Annotated in this window: 23 protein-coding genes; 12 read left to right on the top strand and 11 right to left on the bottom strand. The window is 59.1% G+C overall.

Going from position 1 to position 17833, the window contains the following annotated elements; genetic code table 11:
* The first annotated feature begins 24 nt into the window (after positions 1-24).
* Positions 25-735, top strand: a complete 711-nt coding sequence (locus OKB77_RS08960) for an HAD-IA family hydrolase (RefSeq protein ID WP_265776151.1) — start codon at positions 25-27, stop codon at positions 733-735.
* Positions 736-811: 76 nt separating this feature from the next.
* Here OKB77_RS08960 and OKB77_RS08955 read toward each other — a convergent pair whose 3' ends face one another.
* Both OKB77_RS08955 and OKB77_RS08950 read right to left on the bottom strand, forming a co-directional pair.
* Entirely contained in the window at positions 812-1210 is a 399-nt protein-coding gene (locus OKB77_RS08955) for an STY0301 family protein (RefSeq protein WP_265776152.1), read from the bottom strand.
* Positions 1211-1255: 45 nt separating this feature from the next.
* Positions 1256-2782: a mechanosensitive ion channel family protein gene (locus tag OKB77_RS08950; protein ID WP_064339228.1), complete on the bottom strand. Its 1527-nt coding sequence runs from the start codon at positions 2780-2782 to the stop codon at positions 1256-1258.
* A 145-nt stretch (positions 2783-2927) separates the two neighbouring features.
* On the opposite strand from OKB77_RS08950, the gene OKB77_RS08945 reads away from it, so the two are divergent.
* A complete protein-coding gene (locus OKB77_RS08945; protein ID WP_040069030.1) occupies positions 2928-3311 on the top strand; it encodes a hypothetical protein in 384 nt (127 codons plus the stop codon).
* A 12-nt stretch (positions 3312-3323) separates the two neighbouring features.
* Here the strand turns inward: OKB77_RS08945 and OKB77_RS08940 are convergent, their stop codons facing one another.
* The gene (locus OKB77_RS08940) at positions 3324-4106 is read right to left on the bottom strand and encodes a gamma-glutamyl-gamma-aminobutyrate hydrolase family protein (RefSeq protein ID WP_150389850.1); all 783 of its coding nucleotides are present in this window, start codon (positions 4104-4106) and stop codon (positions 3324-3326) included.
* Positions 4107-4503: 397 nt separating this feature from the next.
* Positions 4504-5028 carry a ribosome biogenesis factor YjgA gene (gene yjgA, locus OKB77_RS08935; protein WP_005336359.1) on the bottom strand — a complete coding sequence of 175 codons (525 nt, stop codon included), beginning with the start codon at positions 5026-5028 and terminating at the stop codon, positions 4504-4506.
* 114 nt (positions 5029-5142) lie between these two features.
* On the opposite strand from yjgA, the gene pmbA reads away from it, so the two are divergent.
* Entirely contained in the window at positions 5143-6486 is a 1344-nt protein-coding gene (pmbA, locus tag OKB77_RS08930; protein WP_005336357.1) for a metalloprotease PmbA, read from the top strand.
* 87 nt (positions 6487-6573) lie between these two features.
* On the opposite strand, the gene murA is transcribed toward pmbA, so the two are convergent.
* The 7 genes from murA to mlaF are packed head-to-tail and all read right to left on the bottom strand — an operon-like array spanning position 6574 to position 11094.
* Complete coding sequence (murA, locus tag OKB77_RS08925) at positions 6574-7830, bottom strand: UDP-N-acetylglucosamine 1-carboxyvinyltransferase (protein ID WP_005336355.1); 1257 nt, start codon at positions 7828-7830, stop codon at positions 6574-6576.
* A gap of 18 nt (positions 7831-7848) precedes the next feature.
* On the bottom strand, positions 7849-8106 hold the full coding sequence (gene ibaG / locus OKB77_RS08920; protein ID WP_005306001.1) for a BolA family iron metabolism protein IbaG: 258 nt from the start codon (positions 8104-8106) through the stop codon (positions 7849-7851).
* Positions 8106-8378 (bottom strand): STAS domain-containing protein, encoded by a 273-nt coding sequence (locus tag OKB77_RS08915; protein WP_064339241.1) that lies wholly within the window; start codon positions 8376-8378, stop codon positions 8106-8108. Before OKB77_RS08915 ends, ibaG begins: the two co-directional genes overlap by 1 nt.
* The gene (locus OKB77_RS08910) at positions 8375-9007 is read right to left on the bottom strand and encodes an MlaC/ttg2D family ABC transporter substrate-binding protein (RefSeq protein ID WP_005336350.1); all 633 of its coding nucleotides are present in this window, start codon (positions 9005-9007) and stop codon (positions 8375-8377) included. Before OKB77_RS08910 ends, OKB77_RS08915 begins: the two co-directional genes overlap by 4 nt.
* A gap of 2 nt (positions 9008-9009) precedes the next feature.
* Positions 9010-9507: an outer membrane lipid asymmetry maintenance protein MlaD gene (mlaD, locus tag OKB77_RS08905; RefSeq protein ID WP_005336348.1), complete on the bottom strand. Its 498-nt coding sequence runs from the start codon at positions 9505-9507 to the stop codon at positions 9010-9012.
* Positions 9508-9514: 7 nt separating this feature from the next.
* Complete coding sequence (gene mlaE / locus OKB77_RS08900; RefSeq protein ID WP_005336345.1) at positions 9515-10294, bottom strand: lipid asymmetry maintenance ABC transporter permease subunit MlaE; 780 nt, start codon at positions 10292-10294, stop codon at positions 9515-9517.
* Positions 10294-11094: a phospholipid ABC transporter ATP-binding protein MlaF gene (mlaF, locus tag OKB77_RS08895; protein ID WP_005336343.1), complete on the bottom strand. Its 801-nt coding sequence runs from the start codon at positions 11092-11094 to the stop codon at positions 10294-10296. Before mlaF ends, mlaE begins: the two co-directional genes overlap by 1 nt.
* Before the next feature lie 207 nt (positions 11095-11301).
* Here mlaF and OKB77_RS08890 point away from each other — a divergent pair, with 207 nt between their 5' ends.
* The 9 genes from OKB77_RS08890 (at position 11302) to rapZ (ending at position 17825) form a co-directional block, all read left to right on the top strand.
* Entirely contained in the window at positions 11302-12297 is a 996-nt protein-coding gene (locus OKB77_RS08890) for a KpsF/GutQ family sugar-phosphate isomerase (RefSeq protein ID WP_005336342.1), read from the top strand.
* Complete coding sequence (kdsC, locus tag OKB77_RS08885) at positions 12297-12851, top strand: 3-deoxy-manno-octulosonate-8-phosphatase KdsC (RefSeq protein WP_199415645.1); 555 nt, start codon at positions 12297-12299, stop codon at positions 12849-12851. The genes OKB77_RS08890 and kdsC overlap by 1 nt, the downstream gene beginning before the upstream one ends.
* Positions 12848-13408 carry an LPS export ABC transporter periplasmic protein LptC gene (gene lptC, locus OKB77_RS08880; RefSeq protein ID WP_005336338.1) on the top strand — a complete coding sequence of 187 codons (561 nt, stop codon included), beginning with the start codon at positions 12848-12850 and terminating at the stop codon, positions 13406-13408. The genes kdsC and lptC overlap by 4 nt, the downstream gene beginning before the upstream one ends.
* The gene (gene lptA / locus OKB77_RS08875; RefSeq protein ID WP_040068817.1) at positions 13395-13922 is read left to right on the top strand and encodes a lipopolysaccharide transport periplasmic protein LptA; all 528 of its coding nucleotides are present in this window, start codon (positions 13395-13397) and stop codon (positions 13920-13922) included. The genes lptC and lptA overlap by 14 nt, the downstream gene beginning before the upstream one ends.
* A 3-nt stretch (positions 13923-13925) precedes the next feature.
* The gene (lptB, locus tag OKB77_RS08870) at positions 13926-14651 is read left to right on the top strand and encodes an LPS export ABC transporter ATP-binding protein (protein WP_005336333.1); all 726 of its coding nucleotides are present in this window, start codon (positions 13926-13928) and stop codon (positions 14649-14651) included.
* A 65-nt stretch (positions 14652-14716) separates the two neighbouring features.
* Positions 14717-16156 (top strand): RNA polymerase factor sigma-54, encoded by a 1440-nt coding sequence (locus OKB77_RS08865; protein ID WP_005336331.1) that lies wholly within the window; start codon positions 14717-14719, stop codon positions 16154-16156.
* A gap of 20 nt (positions 16157-16176) precedes the next feature.
* Positions 16177-16464: a ribosome hibernation promoting factor gene (gene hpf, locus OKB77_RS08860; RefSeq protein WP_005336323.1), complete on the top strand. Its 288-nt coding sequence runs from the start codon at positions 16177-16179 to the stop codon at positions 16462-16464.
* 2 nt (positions 16465-16466) lie between these two features.
* Complete coding sequence (gene ptsN / locus OKB77_RS08855; protein WP_005336322.1) at positions 16467-16913, top strand: PTS IIA-like nitrogen regulatory protein PtsN; 447 nt, start codon at positions 16467-16469, stop codon at positions 16911-16913.
* Between the two features lie 45 nt (positions 16914-16958).
* Positions 16959-17825 carry an RNase adapter RapZ gene (gene rapZ, locus OKB77_RS08850; protein ID WP_040068818.1) on the top strand — a complete coding sequence of 289 codons (867 nt, stop codon included), beginning with the start codon at positions 16959-16961 and terminating at the stop codon, positions 17823-17825.
* Positions 17826-17833 lie beyond the last annotated feature (8 nt).

Here is a 17833-nt window from a genome sequence, read left to right as displayed (position 1 = left end):
GAGCCCCGTTGCAGAGGAGAGTCCATGCACTTCTATCGCCGCTGGCAGCCGGTTGCTGCCATCTCGTTTGACCTCGATGACACCCTCTATGACAACGGCCCCGCCATCGTGCGCGCCGAGCAGTGGATGCTGAGCCATCTGCGCAGCGAATATCTGGCGACAGCCATGCTCGACAAGCCACGCTGGCTGGATCTCAAACGCGCTGTGTTGATGGCACGGCCCGAGCTGCGCCACGATGTCAGCCAGGCGCGCCAGCAGACCATCCGTACCGCCATGGTCGAGGGGGGGATGGCCGACCAGCAGGCCAGCCGCGAGGCGGAGCAGGTGTTTGCTGCGTTTCTGGCAGAGCGCTCGAAGATCGAGGTGAGCGAGTCAACCCATCATCTGCTGGCCAGACTGGCCGAACGCTACCCGCTGGTGGTGATCACCAACGGCAATCTGGATCTGGCACAGGCAGGGCTGGCTCGCTACTTCACGCTGATCTGCAAGGCGGGGGCGGGCGCCAGAATGAAACCGGCGCCGGATATGTTTGAGCAGACCCGCAGCGCCCTCAAGTTGCCAGCGGGGCGGATCTTACATGTCGGGGATCACCCCGAGACCGATGTGCTGGGTGCCCGCTTGCACGGCTTTCGCGCTGCCTGGCTCAACGAGCGGCAACAACCGTGGCAACAGCTGCAGCTGTTGCCGGACGTTGAGCTGACGGCATTGGAGGAGCTGGCCGAGCTGCTGCTCTGATGGCGCTGGCGGGTGGCCCAGCTCAGGCGGTAATGGCTGTCAGCGAATAGCGATATATGGCAAGGGGTTGCGCCCGCTATTTGCGGCAAACCAACCCGAACAGAGTGTAGCGGTCGCGCTGGTTGACGCGGCAGTAGCTGATGCCGACGGGCAGCGCCTGCTGCAGGGTGATGGCGCTGTTCTGATAGCGGCAGACCAGATGGAGCGGGCGCAGGCTGCTATCGAGCTGGCTCCAGTAGTGGATTTCGTCGCTGTCGCCATTATCCGGTTTGAGTTGGGCCAGCTCGGCAGGATCTCCGTCGAACAGGGCCAGATTATCGAGCCGGTGACTGAGGGTTTCGTCTGGTTTGCCATCGTCATTGCGGGTGAACGCCTGCCAGCCCTGCTGCGGGGTCAGCAGCTGCTGGCGAGTCTCGATGGTGGCGGGACAATCAAATCGCAGGCTGGCGGCAAGGGCCAGGGTGGTCAGTAACATGGCTGCGGTTCTCTCTTCACGTCCTCAATAAGGTGCCATGCTACGTCATCTTCCGCCGAACAGCTTCATCAGTTTATCAAGGAGATCAAGCTGTTGTGGTGGCTGTTTCATGGCTTCCGCCTCCCGCTCCAGCAGCGCTTGCTGCTCCTGCTGGCGGTCGCTCAGCACCCGGTAGAGGGGCTCGACCAGCGCCTCGCGCTGCATCACCAGCTCCTGAAACATTGCCTGATTGATGCGATAGGTTTCGACGGTGGCCACCGCCCGCACCGTGAAGGAGCTGGGCTCGCCAGTGAGCAGGCTCAGTTCGCCAAAGAAGTCTCCCGCGTTGAGCGTACCGAGTTTCAGCTCTCGCCCTTCGACATTGACCACCATCTCGGCTTCCCCCTTGACCAGCACGAACAGCCAGCTGGAGACATCCCCCTGCTCCAGCATGATGTCGCCGCTGACGAAGGGGGCGAACTTCACCTGATCGGCCAGCTGGAGCAGCTCGTTCTCCTGCAACATGGCAAACAGCGGCAGCTTGCGCAGGGTATCGGTTCGTTCGGCAGTGTGGCGCTTGTGGCGGGCATCCAGATGCTGCTTCTCCTTGGCCATAAAGACGTTGAAAATCGGCGGGGTGAGGCGGCGATCGTTGCGGCGCAGGGCGGCATCGATCAGGCTGCGCACCATGGAGTCGGTCGGATCGTCGCGAGCCAGATCGGTCAGCCAGTAGCGCACCGCATAGCGGGCAATCCCTCCTTCGACGTTCATCAGCAGGCAGTCCGGTTGGGGATGCTTGGCGACGCAGGGGAGCTTGGTCTCCCGCAGGGATTTCTCGATCAGCGCGATGATCTGGGTCGGCAGGGTATCCAGGGTCAGATCGAACCAGACCCAGCGCCGCCACTGCAAGGGTTCGCCACGGCGACGCCCGAGCACGGTGAAGCGCTGTTTAAGCAGGTGGCTGTTGGGGATGACCACAGTCTCCCAGTTGCGGGTCTCGATGGTGGTGGCACGCCAGTTGATCTCCACCACCCGGCCCTGGGTGGTATCCACTTGCAGCCAGTCACCGATGGCGATGGAGTTGTCGAGCTGAATGGAGACCCCGGCCAGCAGGTTGCCAAGGGTGTCCTGCATGGCGAAGGCGATAACCGCGGTGATGACCGCCGAGGTGGTGACTATCTCCCCGAGCGCCATGCCGGAGGCGTAGAGGCGAAACAGACCCCAGCCGATATAGCCGATGGTGATGACGATATCGGCGATGATCCGCGGGATCCGCACATGGCAGAGGGGGAGCAGAAACTCGAATAGCAGGATCCCCCATATCTTGACCAGTATCAGGCCAGCCAGCAGGGTGGAGATCTCGATCAGCAATTGATGGGGCAGCGGCAGTTTGAACCAGCCCCCTTCCAGCTGGATCAGCAGGATCACCACCGCGCTAATCATCACGAAACTGAGCTCGGAGAGCAGCTCCCGTCGCTGTCCCGGACGGCGCCAGAAGTGGAGCAGCATCAGGGAGAGGGTGAGCAGGGTCCAGAACGGGTGTTCGCCAATCCAGATCAGCGTCGGTAGCGCGGTGAGGTTTTCGCCAGCCATAGCAGCACCTTATTGTGGTTTTATTTCCAGCATAGCTGCTACGGCGCGGGGAAATGGTGCGTTGGGGCGGCAATTTATTTATCCTGTGCAGAACCGGGCAAAGGAGTGCGATTGAGTGAAATTTTCAAAGAAAATCATCTGTTTGATGGCCCTGTTGCCATTGGCTGGCTGCGACCTGCTGGCCGAGAAGTATCGGGTCGAATTCCGGGATGGCTCCTGGCGTGAAATAGCCATTACCCCCTTCTCCAGCGAGGCACGCTGGCGCGAGGGGTGTGCCACCGGCGAGGTGCTGAGCGACATGAAGGTGCCCATCAAGCGGGGTGACACGGTCAATGGCCGCGAGCAGTTGCTGATTGGCGGCGAGAAGTTCGAGCTGGATGACAACAACCTCTACCGCAGCAACGGTATGGTGTTTGGCCATTCGCCTGACCATATCCAGCGCGGGCTCAAGGGGATGGATATCTGCCGCACCTTGCGCCCCGAGCGGGGCGGACTGCCCAAGCTCAAGGCGCGTGGGTTTGGCGACTGAATCGATGAGGGATTAACTAGCCGCCATCAATGCACAACGCTGGCGGCAGGCATCGCCAAAGGCTTGAAAGATCTTGATGGAGTGGGGGTTTTCATTGGCTTTCCACTCCGGATGCCACTGCACTGCCAGCAAAAAGGGTGACAGTGCGGGAGCATGAAGTGCCTCGATCAGCCCATCTTCGGCGTGGGCCAACGGCTCCAGACCCTTCCCCAACCGGTTGATGCCCTGTCCATGTAGGGAGTTGACCGGAATCTGTTCTTCCCCCATCAGTTCGGCAAACCAGCTGCCGGGCAGCAGTTTTATCTGATGGCTCGGCCCATACTGCTCGTCGACCGGATCGTCGGCATCCTCCCGGTGATCGTCATAACCCGGCTCGTTATAGACCTTCTGATGGATGTCTCCCCCCAGCGCCACGTTGATCTCCTGCATTCCGCGGCAGATACCGAGGATCGGCAAGCCACGGGCGAGCGCCCCCTTGATGAGGGGCAGATCGAACAGGTCGCGATCCCTGTCTTGCTGTTTCTCCGGGGTGAGGTTCTCCTGACCGTAGAGGGCCGGATCGATATTGGAGCCAGCGCCGCTCAGATAGATGCCGTCAGCCAGATTCAGATACTGCTCCAGATCGGCGGTGCCGCAGCAGGTGGGTACCAGCAGCGGGACGCAGCCGCTTATCTCCACCAGCGGCATGATGTATTTGTGGGTCATCACCTGATAGGCGTGGCCGTTGCGGGGCTGGGCCCCCATGGTCATCAGCACGACAGGTTTACGGGTGGCGGGAGGCTGGGGATTTGGCATAGGGCACCTTGATTATCCTTGGCGTTGAAGTCTGATCCTGCGCCTTGGGCAGGCCCTTGCAAACCGGTAGGGCAAGGGCATGCCTCAAGGCATGGTCATGGGATCCCGCGTCGGGCCGGGTGGCAGAATCGTTGGTCAGCCTGGGCAGCGACAGCCTGGATCCTCTCTTCAGTCTGCCAAGGCCGTTCAATATGTCAAACAAAATGATACAAAATTGTTAACATGTCTGTTTTGGTCTGCTCTGAATCGGCGATTTAACGGGGCTGTTGAGATGGGCCGTTATGGCTGGGGTAGCAAAATGGTGGATATATTAAACGCGCAGGGATGGCGGGGGGATGTTGAGAGGAAAAGGCATCAATAGAAGCACGCCTCCGCAAGGGGAGGCGTGTTTCGGGGATCACAGCAGGTCTTCGATCTCGCCGCGCAGATACTGGTACATCTCGCGGTAGGCGACCGGCGGCTTGTTCAGCTCCCGCTCCTTGTTGGCGGAGCGGATCAGCTGGCGCAGCTTTTGGCGATCCAGCTCGTGGAACTGGGACATCAGCTCGTTGAGGGCGCTGTCACCTTCGGTGATCAGGCGCTCGCGCCACTGCTCCAGGCGATGCAAGCGGGCATTCACGGTGGAGTGACGGTTCTTGATGATAGAGAGCGCTTCGGCAATCGGCTCGATATCGCGGCTGCGCATCAGGCGGCCGATGAACTGCAGATGGCGACGGAAGGACTCATCCTTCTTCGGCTTGAGTTTGCGACCCAGCTCGACAGCTTCTGCAAGCTCTTCATCCAACGGGATTTTTTCCAGCTCGCTGTGGCTGAGGGAGACGATCTCTTCCCCCATTTTCTGCAATGCTTCGGCATCGCGCTTGAGCTGGCTCTTGCTGGGGCCCCAGTCTTCGAACTCGTTGTCGTCTTGATATTGACTCATCGGTCTCTTGATTCCTGTCATTCACGTTTGGCGGATATGTTACCAGCTTCTCCCGCTGGGCGCAGGGGTCTGATATGCTTACCCCCCTTTCCTTCTTTCATACAGATGTGAGTTATGGATCAGCAAGACCAAATCCGCCAGGATCAAGCCCATCTCGAGGCCGTGGTTGCCGAAGCCCTGGAGATAGCCAAAGGACTGGGCGCCTCGCTGGCCGAAGTCTCCATCAGCAAGCAGACCGGGTTGTCGGTGAACACCCGGGGTTGTGAACTGGAAAGCATTGAATTCAATAAGGATGGCGCCCTCGGTATCGCCGTCTATCGCGATGGTTGCAAGGGATCTTCCTCAACCACCGATCTGAGCAAACCCGCCATTCGTGCCGCCGTTGAAGCGGCCATCGAGATTGCCCGCCACACCTCGGCGGATGATTGCGCCGGTCTGGCGGACGCCGAGCTGCTGGCCTGGGATGCCCCCGATCTGCAACTGTGCCACCAAATCGAACTGGATCCCCAGCGCGGGATCGAGCTGGCCATCGAGTGCGAACGACTCGCTCTGGGCCGCGATGCCCGTATCAAGCACTCCGACGGCGCCGGTTTCTCCAGCCATCTAGGCATCAAGGTCTATGGCAACAGCCACGGCTTCGTCAAAGGTTATGCGGCGTCGCGCAACTCCCTGAGCTGTGTGCTGATCGGCGAGCAGGATGGCGACATGCAGCGTGATTACGGCTACTCCTCCAGCCGTACCCTCGACGGACTTTGGAGCCCGCAGCGCATTGCCGACGAAGCCGTTGAGCGTACCGTCTCCCGCCTCGGCGCCCGCAAGATCTCTACCCGTCATGCGCCTGTGCTGTTCCACCCAGACACTGCCTCCGGCCTGTGGGGCCATCTGGTGATGGCTATCAGCGGTGGCAACCTCTATCGCAAGTCGAGCTTCCTGCTCGACAAATTGGGCAAGCAGATCCTGCCCGAGTGGCTCACCATTCAGGAGTTCCCCCACCTGCTGGGCGGGCTTGCCAGTACCCCGTTCGATGGCGAAGGGGTGCGTACCCGCGACATGGATATCATCCGTAACGGCGAGCTGATGAGCTGGCTGCTTACCTCCTACTCCGCTCGCAAGCTGGGGCTGACCACCACGGGTCATGCCGGTGGCATCCACAACTGGCAGGTCTCCAATACTGGCCAGGATTTTCAAGGCATGCTGAAAGAGATGGGCACCGGTCTGCTGGTGACCGAGCTGATGGGGCAGGGGGTCAATATCGTCAATGGCGACTACTCCCGCGGCGCTGCCGGTTTCTGGGTCGAGAATGGCGAGATAGCCTATCCGGTCGAGGAGATCACCATCGCCGGCAATCTGGCCGAGATGTTCAGCCATATCGTGGCGGTGGGCTGTGACGAAGATGAGCGCTCCAGCCTCAAGACCGGCTCGGTGCTGGTAGAGAATATGAAGCTGGCGGGTCACTGATCCCGGTGTCAACAGAACCGAAGCCATGAAAAAGGCCCCCTCGCCAACGCGAGGGGGCCTTTTTATCGGCCAGCGATCAGGGGGCTATCAGCCCTTGATGCGTTCGATGCGGCCACCCAGACCCTGCAGCTTCTGCTCGATGTCTTCGTAGCCACGGTCGATGTGATAGATACGGTCGACGATAGTGGAGCCTTCGGCCACGAAGCCGGCCAGCACCAGACTGGCGGAGGCGCGCAGATCGGTCGCCATCACCTGGGCACCCTTGAGTTGCTCGGTGTCACGGCAGATGGCCACATTGCCCTGCAGTTCGATGTCTGCACCCATCCGTACCAGTTCGGGAACGTGCATGAAGCGGTTCTCGAAGATGGTCTCGGTGACCATGCCTGTGCCTTTGGCGACGGCGTTCAGCACAGTGAACTGTGCCTGCATGTCGGTCGGGAAGGCCGGGTAGGGGGCAGTCTTGATGGTGACCGGCTTGAGGGTGCGGCCAGTCATGTCGAGGGTGATCCAGTCTTCACCCTTCTCAATCAGGGCGCCAGCCTCTTCCAGCTTGACCAGTACCGCTTCCAGCAGGGTCGGGTCTGTCTTGCGGCAGGTGATCTTGCCGCCGGTGACCGCTGCGCCCACCAGGAAGGTACCGGTTTCGATGCGGTCAGGCTGCACACTGTAGTTGCCGCCGTGCAGACGCTCGACACCGTCGATGGTCAGGGTATCGGTGCCCGCGCCCTGGATCTTGGCACCCAGGGTATTGAGGAAGTTGGCCAGATCGACTACTTCCGGCTCGCGCGCGGCGTTTTCGATCACGGTGCGGCCATCAGCCAGGGTCGCAGCCATCATCAGGTTTTCGGTACCGGTCACGGAGACCATATCCATCAGGATGTGGGCGCCTTTCAGGCGGCCATCGACACGGGCCTTGATGTAACCATCTTCGATGGTGATCTTGGCGCCCATCAGCTCCAGGCCGTGGACGTGCAGGTTGACCGGACGGGCACCGATGGCGCAGCCGCCGGGCAGGGAGACGTCAGCCGCGCCGAAACGGGCAGCCAGCGGGCCCAGCGCCAGAATGGAGGCGCGCATGGTCTTCACCAGCTCGTAGGGAGCGACATGGTTGTTCACCGCACCGGTCAGCACGGTGACGTTGCCGTTGACCTTGGTGGTCGCGCCCAGCATCTCCAGCAGCTTGATGGTGGTGCCTACATCTTTCAGGCGCGGCACGTTGGAGAGGTGTACCTCTTCATCACAGAGCAGGGTCGCGAACAGGATCGGCAGGGCGGCGTTTTTGGCGCCGGAGATAGTCACTTCGCCGTTGAGAGTACAACGACCATCGATTTTGAATTTGTCCATTTTTACTTCGTTACCAAATCAGGAGGGCAATAGGAATTTACGTTCGCGTTTCCACTCGGCGTCGGTGAACGCCTTGATGGAGAGGGCGTGAATGGCGTTGCTGGCGATCTTGTCCATCAGCGGAGCATAGATGGCCTGCTGCTTCTTGACCCGGCTCATGCCGTCAAACATGTCACCGACGGCGATCACTTGGTAGTGACTACCGTCCCCTTTGACATGGACTTCGGACAATGGCAGAGCCTCAAGGAGTATCGCTTCAATTTCAGAGACTTGCATTATGCGTCCTCAGTTGTGAGCGGGGTTGACTGAAACAGCCCGGCCACCCCGTAGAGGTTGGCCAGGGTATAGAAATCACTGGAGGCGCCCACCAGCTGCGGTGTGGCGCCTCGCGCTAATACGGCTTTGGCCCATTTGACCAGCAGGGCCAGTCCGGCGGAGTCGAGGGTGGTGACGCCGCCGAGCTCGAGCTGGTCGTTCTGCCACCATTCGGCGCGGCGTTGCCACAGGTCATTGACCTGTGGCGCCTGCAGCTCACCGCTGAGGGTCATGGTTTGAGTACCAGCGGCTTGGCGTTGTGTTCGCGCAACTGGGCGATCACCGCATCAATGCCGTTCTGGCGAATGAGGCCGCCCAGCTCGCTCTGCTTGGCGGAGAGCAGGCTGATCCCCTCTGCCACCATGTCGAAGGCTTTCCATTCGCCGGTCTTGTTGTTCTTGCGCAGCTTGAACTCGAGGAAGATGTCCGGCTTGCCGGCCTCTTTCACGCTGACGTTGACGGCGGTGATATTGCCGCTGGGGGCTTTGCCCGGCTCGACCTTGACGGTCTGCTTGTCAAAATGGGCCAGCGCATCGGCGTAGGAGCTCACCATGTACTCGGTGAACACCTCGACGAAGGCATTGCGCTGCGCTTCGGTGGTCTCTTTAATCTGGTTGCCAAGCACCTTGTAGGCGGCGAAGCGGTTGTCCACATAGGGCAGCAGCTCTTCGCGGATGATCACCCGCAGGTGATCCGGATTGCTCTTCACCTGGGCCTGATCGGCTTTCAGGCGGGCAAAGGTCTGCTTGGCTGCCTGATCCACCAGCGCGTTGGGATCGGTGGCATCGACTGCGGCCTGGGCAGACAGGGAAAAGAGCATGCTGGTCATCAGACCCAGCAGCAGGGCGATTTTCTTGAACATGATTACTCCTTCTTGCTGTCTGACTTGCTGTCGGAGGATTGGCTGTAGAGGAACTTGCCAATCAGATCTTCCAGCACGATGGCGGATTTGGTGTCTTCAATCAGGTCGCCATCCTTGAGCATCTCGGTGCCCATCTCCTCATCGCTGAAGCCGGGGGCCAGACCGATGTACTGCTCGCCGAGCAGACCGGAGGTGAGGATGGAGAGGGAGCTGGTATCGGCGAACTCGCCAGCGCTCTTTTGCATCATCAGGGTCACTTCGGGCACCTGGGTTTTCGGGTCCAGTACGATGTCACTGACCCGACCGACCACCACGCCGCCGACCTTGACCGGCGAACGGACTTTCAGGCCGCCGATATTATCGAAATGCGCGCGCAGGGTATAGGTTTCTCCTTCCGGTTTGAAGCTCAAACCGGCCACTTGCAGGGCCAGTGCCAGAATGGCACCGATGCCAGCCAGCATGAAGGTGCCGACCAGGAATTCTACTTTGCTGAACTTCATCTTTACCTTATCCAAACATGACTGCAGTGAGTATAAAATCCAGGCCGAGCACGGCGAGGGATGAGTGGACCACGGTACGGGTCGTGGCCTGACTGATCCCGGCCGAGGTCGGCTTGGCATCATAGCCGTTAAAGAGCGCAATCCAGGTGACCACCAGGGCGAAAATCAGGCTCTTGATGGCGCCCTGCATGATGTCTTCATGCCAGTCGACGGAGGCCTGCATGGCAGACCAGAAGCCCCCTTCGTCCACGCCGAGCCAGTCCACACCAACCAGCTTGCCGCCGAAGATGCCGATCAGGCTGAACATAAAGGCCAGCAGCGGCATGCTGATGACGCCAGCCCAGAAGCGGGGGGCAACCACCCGGCGCAGTGGGTCGACCGCCATCATCTCTAGGCTTGAAAGTTGCTCGGTGGCCTTCATCAGGCCGATTTCAGCGGTCAGGGCCGAACCGGCACGGCCGGCAAACAGCAGCGCCGTGACCACAGGACCCAGCTCCCGCAGCAGGGAGAGGGAGACCAGCGGCCCCAGGCTCTGCTCGGCGCCGAAATCCTTCAATACGTTGTAACCCTGCAGCGAGAGCACCATGCCGATGAACAGGCCGGAGACCAGAATGATGGCCACCGACTGTACGCCCACCACATACAACTGCTGGACAAGCAGCGGGAAGTGCTTGCGCGGTTCGGGTTTGCCCGCCAGCGCATGGAACAACATGATAGTGGCGCGACCGACGGAGCTGATAAACCGCACTCCGACCCGCCCCAGCTTGCTTATTTGACTTATCAACATCAGAGATCCTGTAGCAGATCGCCTGCCGGAAAATGAAACGGAACAGGACCATCGGGCAATCCTTTGAGGAACTGCTCGACTTCGGGATTGTGCTCCTCGCGCAGCTGATCCGGCGTGCCGTGCGCCACCACCTTGCGATTGGCAATTATGTAGGCGTAATCGGCGATGCTCAGCACCTCTTTCACGTCGTGGGTGACGATGACTGAGGTGATGCCAAGAGCATCGTTCAGCTCCTTGATCAGCTTGACCAGCACCGCCATGGTGATGGGATCCTGCCCGACAAACGGCTCGTCATACATGATGAGGTCGGGGTCAAGGGCGATGGCCCGTGCCAGCGCCGCCCGGCGCGCCATGCCGCCGGAGAGCTCGGAGGGCATCAGTTTCGCCGCGCCGCGCAACCCCACCGCCTGCAGCTTCATCATGACGATGGTGTGGATCAGCTCCTCCGGCAGGCCGGAGTGCTCTCGCAGCGGGAAGGCCACGTTGTCGTAGACCGTCATGCCGGTAAACAGGGCGCCGCTCTGGAACAGCATGCTCATCCGCTTGCGCACTTCATAGAGGCGCGAACGGGAGAGTGTGGGGATATCTTCCCCGTCAAACAGAATGTGACCGGACTCCGGCTTGAGCTGGCCACCGATCAGCCGCAGCAGGGTGGTTTTACCGATGCCGCTCGGGCCCATGACGGCGGTCACCTTGCCACGAGGAATGGTCAGGTTGATCCCGTCATACAACAGCCGATCTCCGTGACTGAAGGTCAGGTCGGAGATGGTGATCAGGTCATTGTTCAAACAATTGTCCATCCGGTGTAAATGAGGTGCGAATTTTATGGGGTAGTCTAGGTCTAAGCAACAGCAAGGAACAACTATTGAACAGGCTGCAAGCCCATTTGCACGACAGTTTTCTGTAACAAAGTGCGTCATTGAGAGCGGGACTTGCCATCCGATTCGCTTATCCGGGCAGACTTTTTTATAATCCCGCAGCTAATTTCGGCCCGGAGCTGTGTCTTTATGTCTGTAAAGCCTGAGAAAGTGTCTGAACTGTTCGATTTTCGTCGCAGTGCCCGCGCGGTGCTGGACACAGAAAAGCAAGCGATTGATGGACTCTATCAGTATCTGAACGACGCCTTCGACAAGGCGTGCGAAATGGTGCTGCGCTGCGGTGGCAAGATAGTGGTCACCGGCATGGGAAAATCGGGCCATATCGGCAGCAAGATCGCCGCCACCCTCGCCAGCACCGGCACACCGGCCTTCTTCCTCCATCCGGGAGAAGCGAGTCACGGCGATCTGGGGATGATCTCCAGCGGCGACCTTATCATCGCCATCTCCAACTCCGGCGAGAGTGACGAAATCCTGGCCCTGCTGCCGGTACTCAAGCGCCGCGGCATTCCGCTCATCTGCATGACTGGCAATCCCGCCTCCACCATGGCCAAAGAGGCCAACGTGCATCTGTGCATCAAGGTGGAGAAAGAGGCTTGCCCGCTGGGTCTGGCACCCACTTCCAGCACCACGGCAACCTTAGTCATGGGCGATGCCCTGGCGGTCGCCCTGCTGGAAGCGCGCGGTTTTACCGCCGATGACTTCGCCCTCTCTCACCCGGGCGGGTCGCTCGGCAAGCGTCTGTTGCTGCGGGTTGGCGACTTGATGCACAGTGGCGATCTGTTGCCCCGGGTGGGGATAGATGCCACCATCAGCCAGGCGCTGCTGGAAGTGAGCCGCAAGGGGCTCGGTATGACGGCTGTGGTCGATGGCAATGGCCTGCTGGCCGGGCTCTTTACCGATGGCGATCTACGCCGCATTCTTGACCAGCAGATCGATATCCATCACACCCCCATCAGCCGTGTGATGACGGCCAACTGTGTTACCGTAGGTCCAGAGATGATGGCTGCAGAAGCCGTCAAGCTGATGGAAACGAGAAAAATCAACGGATTACTGGTCGTGGATGAAGAGAAACGCCCGCTCGGCGCCTTCAACATGCATGACCTGCTGAAAGCCGGAGTAATTTGATGCAAAACGTACCGACCCTCTATGGTCCGGTGACGCGCAGCCAGTTCGACAAGGCGGCGCAAATCCGCCTGCTGGTGTGCGATGTGGACGGGGTGCTCTCCAACGGCCTCATCTACATGGGAAACAACGGCGAAGAGCTGAAAACCTTCTGTACCCGCGATGGTGCGGGCATGCGAGCGTTGCTCAATGCCGGGATCGAGATCGCCATCATCACAGGGCGCAACTCCCGTATCGTCAGCGATCGGATGAAAAGCCTGGGTGTGGCTCATGTGGTGCAGGGGGCTGATAAAAAGCTGCCTCACTTCGAAGCGCTGCTGGCCAAGCTGGGGCTGACTGCTGAACAGGCCGCCTATATGGGCGATGACACCATCGATCTGCCGGTGATGGCCGCCTGCGGCCTGGGTATCGCGGTGGCCGATGCCCATCCGCTGGTGCTGAATCGTGCCGATATGGTGACCCGGCTTGGCGGTGGCATGGGCGCGGTGCGCGAGGTGTGTGACCTCATTTTGCAGGCGCAGGGCCACGACGATTATCAGCCCGAGGCCTCGGTATGAGCAGACAGACCCTGTTGTTTGCCCTGCTGTTTCTGGTCGCGCTGGTTGCCTGGCAGTTGGGCAAGGTTGAGCTGGTGCCTGAGAGCGCCGTCAAAATCGAAAACTATCAGCCGGATTTTGTCGCCAAAGATCTGGTGACCACCCGTTTTGATATCAATGGCAAGCGCACCGAGCGGTTGGAGTCGACCTACGCCGAGTATTATCAAATCCTCGAGCAGGCCACCTTCGACAAGCCGGTGGTCTACATGTATGACGATCAGGGTGCCGCCGAGTGGAAGGTAACCGCCGAAACCGGCGTGCTCAACACCGGCGACAACGTCATCCTGCGGGACAAGGTGCATCTGGATGGTCTGCTGCCCACCTCTTTCATTTCCACACTGGATACCCCCTATCTGGAGCTGGATCTGGTGACACAGGATGTGCGCAGCAACCGGGAAGTGAACATTCTGGGTCGGGATTTCCAGACCCAAGGGGTTGGCCTCAAGGGCCATCTGGACCGCAAATATTTTGAGTTACTGGATCAAGGCCATGCCATCTATTTCAATGAAAAACGCTAATCTGGCCCTCGCAGCCCTGTTGTTGTGTGGTGCGGTGACCGCCAAAGAGTCCGACTTTGCCGAGAAGGTTTACGTCGATGCCGTCAAACAGGTGGCCGAGATGCAGGACAACCGCATCACCTTCGAAGAGGATGTGACCATCAATCAGGGCACCATCCGGATCAAGGCTGACAAGGTGGTAGTGACTCGTTCCGGCGAGAAAGGGGCCGAGGTGATGACTGCCTACGGCAAGCCCGCCACCTTCTTCCAGATCCTGGATAACGGCAAGCCGGTCAATGCCCACGGCAATACCATCCGCTACGAGCTGAAGAACCGTCTGGTGACCATCACCGGCAACGGTCAGCTCAAGCAGGAAGATAGCCAGGTCAATGGCGATCTGATCCGCTACGACATCGTCAAACAGAAGATGATTGCCGAGAGCAAGAGCCCGAGCCAGCGGGTCAAAACCGTGTTCCTGCCGGATCAGGTAGAGAATTTCGACAAGCCCGCCGACCAGAAGAAGCAGGGAAAATAAGCCATGGCAGTGTTAAAAGCAGTGGGCCTGCAGAAGAGCTACAAGCGCCGCATGGTGGTGAGTGACGTCAGCCTTGAAGTGGGCACCGGCCAGATTGTCGGCCTGCTCGGCCCCAACGGGGCGGGCAAGACCACCTCCTTCTACATGATCGTGGGGCTGGTACAGCGCGATGCCGGTCTCATCACCATCGACGATCAGGACATCAGCCTGCAGCCCATGCATGTGCGGGCGCGCAATGGCATCGGTTACCTGCCGCAGGAGGCCTCAATCTTCCGTCGCCTGTCGGTGTTCGACAACCTGATGGGAGTGATGCAGACTCGCAAGGGGTTGAGTCGCGAGGAGCGTGAGGACAAAGTTCAGCAACTGCTGGAAGAGTTCAATATCACCCACATTCGCGACAACCTGGGGCAGAGCCTCTCCGGCGGTGAGCGCCGTCGGGTCGAGATCGCCCGTGCGCTGGCGGCCGAGCCGCGTTTTATTCTGCTGGATGAACCCTTTGCAGGGGTTGACCCGATTTCTGTGATAGACATCAAGAAGATCATTCAGCATCTGAAAGATAGGGGCCTTGGCGTCTTGATTACCGACCACAACGTCAGAGAGACTCTGGACGTATGTGAGAAGGCCTATATCGTCAGCCACGGCAAGATGATTGCCGAAGGTGCACCGGCTGACATCCTTGCCGATGAGCAGGTCAAGCGCGTCTATTTGGGCGATCAATTCAGTCTATAGTAAGGGGGCATGCCTTCATTTCCTTTGACGAGTGCCTCGCTGAACATAAGGATATCCCGACGTAGATGAAGCCGACATTACAGTTGCGTCTCGGTCAGTCCCTGACCATGACGCCGCAATTACAACAAGCGATTCGTCTGCTCCAGCTCTCCACTCTGGAACTTCAGCAGGAAATTCAGCAAGCGCTCGAAAACAACCCTCTGCTGGAGCAGGAAGAGAGCGAGGCGCAAGAGACCAGTCCGGAAGCGCCGGTCGATGCCAGCCAGCTGGATTCCAGCGATGCCATGGCCCAGGAGCAGATGCCAGACGAGTTGCCGGTGGATACCACCTGGGACGAGGTTTACTCTGCCGGCACCGCCCAGAGTGCGGGCCCCATCCACGATGGGGAAGATAGCGTCTATCAAGGAGAGACCACCGAAAACCTGCAGGATTATCTGCTGTGGCAGATGCGGCTCACACCGTTCAGCGATGTGGATGCCGCCATCGCGCTCGCCATAATCGATGCCATCGACGAATCCGGTTATCTGACCGTTGCGCTGGAGGATATCCAGGCTGCCGTCACCAGTGATGACGTAGAGGTGGAACTCGATGAGGTCGAGGCGGTACTCAAGCGGGTTCAGCACTTCGATCCGGTCGGTATTGCTGCCCGTTCTGTGCAGGAGTGTTTGCTGATCCAGCTGGATCAGTATGACCCGCAGACCCCCTGGCTCAACGAGGCCAAGGAGGTGATCCTCGAGCACATGGAGCTGCTCGGCAACCGGGATTACCGCACCCTCGCCCGCAAGACAAAACTCAAAGAGAGCGACCTCAAGGAGGTGCTGGATTTGATCCAGCTGCTGGAGCCGCGTCCCGGCAACGGCATCATCCAGAGCGACTCCCAGTACGTGATCCCCGACGTCTCCGTGGTCAAGAAGGGCAGCAAGTGGGTGGTCGAGCTCAATCCCGACTCCGCCCCCCGCATCCGGGTCAACGAGACCTATGCCGCCATGGCACGCAACGCCCGCAGCAGCACCGACACCCAGTTTATCCGCTCCCATTTGCAGGAAGCCAAGTGGTTCATCAAGAGCCTGGAAAGTCGCAATGACACCCTGCTGAAAGTGGCCAGTTGCATTGTCGAGCAGCAACAGGGCTTTTTCGAGTATGGTGAAGAGGCGATGAAGCCCATGGTGCTCAATGACATCGCCGAAGCGGTGGAGATGCATGAGTCGACCATCTCCCGGGTGACGACCCAGAAGTACATGCATACCCCCCGTGGTATCTTCGAATTGAAGTTTTTTTTCTCCAGCCATGTGAACACCGAAGGAGGAGGAGAGTGCTCATCGACCGCAATTCGCGCGCTCATCAAGAAGCTGGTCACGGCAGAGAATCCTGCCAAGCCGTTAAGTGATAGCAAGATCGCGGATTTGCTGGCCGAACAGGGTATTATGGTGGCGAGACGCACGATCGCTAAGTATCGCGAATCCTTGTTTATCCCACCTTCCAATCAGCGCAAACGCCTGGTTTAGGCAAACAAAAGGATGATGTTATGCAAATTAACCTGACCGGACACCATGTCGAGATCACCGAAGCTCTGCGTGATTATGTGAATAACAAATTTGCCAAACTCGAGCGTCACTTCGACCACATCAACAATGTTCATGTGGTGCTTAGCGTGGAAAAACTGAACCAGATAGCGGAAGCCAAATTGCACGTCAGCGGTGGCGAAGTGTTTGCCAACTCTGAACATGCCGATATGTATGCTGCGATAGACACCTTGCTCGACAAGCTGGACAGGCAGATCATCAAGCACAAAGATAAGTTAAATAAAAAATAACCATGCAACTTGAACACATACTGAGTCGGGACTGCACAAAGAGTGCAGTCCCTTGTACCAGCAAGAAACGCGCCCTCGAAATCATCAGCGAGCTGGCCGCCGAACGCCTTGGCACCTCCCGTCAGGCGCTGTTTGAATGCTTGCTGGCCCGCGAAAAAATGGGTAGTACCGGGATCGGTGCCGGTATTGCGATCCCCCACGGTCGCATTGACGATGAGTTCCCGCCAACCGCGATCCTGATGACCTTTGCCGACCCTATTCCTTTCGACTCCATCGACAATCAACCGGTTGACCTGCTGTTTGCCTTGCTGGTGCCGGAAAGCGAGTGCAAGCAGCATCTCAAGACCCTTTCTCTGATGGCTTCCAAGCTGGGTGACAAGGCGGTTTGCCGCCAGTTGCGTCAGGCAACCAGCGACGAAGAGCTCTATCAGATCATGACCTCGGCCTGACAGCAGGCCAAGGATGAGACACCCGTTTTGGCGTGAGGGAACAAGATGCAGTTAATCGTGGTAAGTGGACGTTCGGGCTCCGGTAAAACGGTAGCCCTGCGAGTGCTGGAAGATCTGGGTTACTACTGTGTGGACAACCTGCCGGTCAATCTGCTGCCCCAGCTGATTGTCTCGGTGGAGAGCCAGTATGACAAGCTGGCGGTCAGCATCGACGTGCGCAACCTGCCGAGCGATCCGGAGAAACTGGAAAATCTGCTGGCTCAGGTGCGCAATGAGGGGCGGGTTGAGTTCTCCAGCTTCTTCTTCGACGCCGACAACGGCACCCTGCTCAAGCGCTATGGCGAGAGCCGCCGTTTGCACCCCCTCTCACGCAACAAGCTGTCGCTGGATGAGGCGATTCGGGAGGAGACCCACCTGCTGGCGCCACTCTCCTCGACTGCTGACCTGCGCATCGACACCACCACCCTCAGCATTCATGACCTGAGCGAGCTCATCAAGACCCGGGTACTCGGCAAGAAAGAGAACGAGCTGGTGCTGGTGTTCGAGTCGTTCGGCTTCAAGTACGGCATTCCCAAGGATGCTGACTTTGTGTTCGATGCCCGCTTCCTGCCCAATCCGCACTGGATCCCCGAGCTCAAGCCGTTCACTGGTAAGGATGAGCCGGTCGCCAACTACCTCTCGGCGCAGGCTGACGTAATGCTGTTTACCCAGCAGATCGAGAACATGCTGGTGACCTGGTTGCCCCATCTGGAGCGCAACAATCGCAGCTACCTCACGGTCGGCATCGGTTGCACCGGAGGTCAGCACCGCTCGGTCTTTATTGCAGAGCGGCTGGCCAGTGCATTCCGTTTGCTCGGCAAGAACGTGCAGATCCGCCACCGCACTCTCGACAAGAGTGCCCCCCAATCCTGACGGACCAA

Source organism: Aeromonas sp. Y318-3, assembly GCF_027706185.1.
Taxonomy (GTDB): Bacteria; Pseudomonadota; Gammaproteobacteria; order Enterobacterales; family Aeromonadaceae; genus Aeromonas; species Aeromonas veronii.
Note: the sequence above shows the minus strand (reverse complement) of the source record. Positions and strands in the feature narration are given on the sequence as shown.